This is a genomic window from Streptomyces durbertensis, from assembly GCF_014156695.1.
GTDB classification, from domain to species: Bacteria; Actinomycetota; Actinomycetes; order Streptomycetales; family Streptomycetaceae; genus Streptomyces; species Streptomyces durbertensis.
The window spans coordinates 1-2,875 of the sequence record NZ_WMLF01000570.1 but is presented as its reverse complement, the minus strand read 5'-3'; the positions used below and the strand labels follow the sequence as shown (position 1 = coordinate 2,875).

5 protein-coding genes are annotated in these 2,875 nt (G+C 64.8%); 1 reads left to right on the top strand and 4 read right to left on the bottom strand.

Features of this window, described 5'->3' with window-relative positions:
- Positions 1-99: 99 nt before the first annotated feature.
- The 4 genes from GL263_RS24485 to GL263_RS24470 form a co-directional block, all read right to left on the bottom strand.
- Positions 100-405: a hypothetical protein gene (locus GL263_RS24485; protein ID WP_182857922.1), complete on the bottom strand. Its 306-nt coding sequence runs from the start codon at positions 403-405 to the stop codon at positions 100-102.
- 75 nt (positions 406-480) lie between these two features.
- Entirely contained in the window at positions 481-1,368 is an 888-nt protein-coding gene (locus tag GL263_RS24480) for a VanZ family protein (protein WP_182857921.1), read from the bottom strand.
- Between the two features lie 11 nt (positions 1,369-1,379).
- Positions 1,380-1,865 (bottom strand): hypothetical protein, encoded by a 486-nt coding sequence (locus tag GL263_RS24475; RefSeq protein ID WP_182857920.1) that lies wholly within the window; start codon positions 1,863-1,865, stop codon positions 1,380-1,382.
- A gap of 101 nt (positions 1,866-1,966) precedes the next feature.
- Positions 1,967-2,293, bottom strand: coding sequence for a hypothetical protein (locus GL263_RS24470; protein WP_182857919.1), 327 nt, complete (start codon positions 2,291-2,293; stop codon positions 1,967-1,969).
- A gap of 239 nt (positions 2,294-2,532) precedes the next feature.
- On the opposite strand from GL263_RS24470, the gene GL263_RS24465 reads away from it, so the two are divergent.
- The coding region (locus tag GL263_RS24465) for a hypothetical protein (protein ID WP_182857918.1) at positions 2,533-2,875 on the top strand (343 nt) is incomplete at its 3' end.

The following is a 2,875-nucleotide window of genomic DNA, read 5'->3' as shown; positions in this document are numbered from 1 at the left end:
GTAACTCCTCGCGGAACTGCTGCCGTTCGGCAGTCAGCCCGCCCCCTTGTGGATACCGCATGCCCCGGTGATACCGCACAGGCGACGAGCCGTCAGCCCCTACGACTCCACGAGTTCAACCTCAGTAACACTCTGCGTGAGAGAGTAGCCGTAGGTGAGCGTTACAAGGGGTATCAACCAACTCTTGGTTGTAATTGAGGCCGCCGACATCCGAGCGATCGCCGCCTGGATGAACTCCAGGTGCTTCCTTCGATCTTCGTGAGAGATCGCGGCGGCCTCCTCGTACGTCTCAAGAAACGCGATCGGCGCGGCCGGATCCCGCAACGCGGCCAGCCGCAACTCCTTGACCTGCGGCCACTCCTCCGGCCGCACGGGCCGTATCGCGCAATCCGTATCGATGCCCATGACCTGATCCTGGTGTGCCCCAAGCACCCGTGCAACACAGTTCTGGAGCCTCATGCCCCGGTCCCCAGGTACCGATCAGCCCATGAACGCGGAGCATTCCTCGCCCGAGCCGCGGTGAACGGCGACGTCTCCCGGAGCCCAGTCGACGAAGACACACCGGGGCAGGCCGAAGAACGACGCCGGGTACCGCACCCGGACGTCATCGCCCCGGTGGCGTGTCCCGTCCGCGAATGCCGAGGCGGCGGCGAATACTTCTTCGTAGAGGCGGTCGTCCGCCTCCCAGGCGGCGTACGTCTCCAGACTGGTCCCGGCGAACCGGCCGTTCAGTTCCCGTTCGAGCGACGCCTGACGATGCTCCGCGCCGAGAAGCACCCCCGCCACAGCAGCCGCGACGAGCGCGGCGACGGACCCCGCAGCGAGCGCCGTCCCGCTCCGGGAGAGCCGGAGGGACCCGCCCGCACGCCCCCGGAGCCACAGGATGAGGCTCCCGGCGAGTACGCCGAGCGCACCGCCCACACTGTTCGCGATCAGATCGGACACGTCATTGGCCCCGAGGCCGGTCACGGCCTGCAGGCACTCGATGAGGAACGACAAGCCGACCAGGGCTGCCATCACGCGAAGCGGCCTACGGGCCAACAGCGTCCAGCAGAGGCCAGCGGGCACGAACAGGGCTACGTTCAGCAGCACTTCGATACTGGAGAACGGGTCGTAGGACACCCGCTGCCAGCCGCTGACTGACCAGTGCAGTAGCTGCTCAGGAGTGAAGGTGAGGCGACCATCCCGGAAGAGGGTCACGGACAGGATGAGGCTGACGGAGACAAGCCCCGCGAACACCAGACCGCCGTGCCGGTCGCTGGCCCCCCGGCGGCGTATCAGCCACGTCGCCCCGGCTGACATCAGAGTCAGGACCAGCAGCGGCAACACCACACCATCCATGGACAGAAACCAGATGGTGTGGAACACGTCAGACATACTCATTGGCCAGTCGCATCTCTAACAGCGTCCGAGGTCTCACAGTTGTCGTCTACATAATCTGCGAGTTCATCCAGCTGACCACGTGCCGCCCCCTCTGAGATCCCAGTGAAGAGCGCATGGCCGTTTTCATCCATGGCATCCCACACACTGAGAGTCGGGAACTTGTTGAGGTGGACGAAAGCGTCTTGCGCGGCACCCTCGTCGGCCAGTGCATGCTTGGCCCACGAGCAATACCACTGAAACTGCGCCGTTTGCTCTCCCACTCCCCGCTCGAACTTCATGGGCCCCTCAGGGCCAGGCGAGTCAGCTGTCAACTGTTGGGGACGGGGGTCCCACACATCCCCGGGAGCGAGCTCCAGGCGGTCGGTCTCCGCCGAGTACTCCGCGAGAATCTCCTTCTCGTCCAGCAGGGCTGGTTGACCCGCATCAGCGCCTCCAAGGCTGCAGGCAGTCAACGATCCTGCCGAAATGAGCACAAGGAGCACCCGTCTTACCAAGGAAGCCATATTGGTGCCTCTCTGACGGTCGATTGCTGTGCGCACAACACGTTTGCACACAGCAATCGACACGCCCAGTGTCGCTGCCGTCAGTAGTCCAGGCTGCCCGAGAAGTCCGTGTCCGGCTTGTCCTTCTTTCGCTCGTTCACGCAGGTGAACTGCAGCCGGAACGGAGTGTTCTTCTTCTTGTACTTGCCCATGTTCTGCCACTCATCGACCGGCGGGTAGTAGCGAGCCGAAGAGACGCCGCCCGTGTTCACGTTCCTCGTCCTCAACTTGACGCCGAGCTTGCCCGTATCGGACAGCTTCACCCTCACCTGCTTGTTGGCGGTACTGGTGTACCTGATGTTGTTGGACGTGTACCAGGAGCTCTCTGTGGACTGTGAGGCCGCTACCCCGTGGCGTTGCACCGCCACGGGGCCTCATATGTGCACAGCCAGCACGGAAGGGCGCAGCGGAAGGAAGGCGCCGAACTCGACAGAGAAGAGCGCGCGCGGGCATCAAGTGCCCTGCTCTCCTGGTGATTCCCCCTGTGCCCCGTTTGCGCGCTGGTCAGGCTGCGCGTCGCAGACTTTAATTGATCTTTAGGTAAAGATCAAGCCCCGCTCCAGAGCGTCGCCACACGCACCATCGAACTGCCGGACGGAACCCTGTCGTGACCGAAGTACCCCTGATCCGCGGCGAGGTGCTGCGGTCCCTGCGCAGGCACTGGGCGATGCCGCTGTTCCTCGCGCTGCTGATCGGCTTCGTCGTCCTGGCGCGCGGCCCGGTGCAGCAGGCCCGCGCCACCGCCGAGGAGCTGGACACCGGTGAGGGCCGCCTGCGGGTGATCAGCGTCTGGGCCACCACGCCCGAGGGTCGTACGCCGCTCACCCAGCAGCGTATCGACGAGATCGCGGCCATCGACGGCGTCACCAAGGTCACCCCCTACGACGGGGACGGCGCCGAGGTCTACCTCGCCGACGACCAGCAGCGCCAGGACCCCCGCATGCTCACCC

What these genes read in the sequence shown, in the direction of transcription:
- GL263_RS24485 (WP_182857922.1), bottom strand. Translation starts at nt 405, where the DNA reads ATGGGCATCGATACGGATTGCGCGATACGGCCCGTGCGGCCGGAGGAG.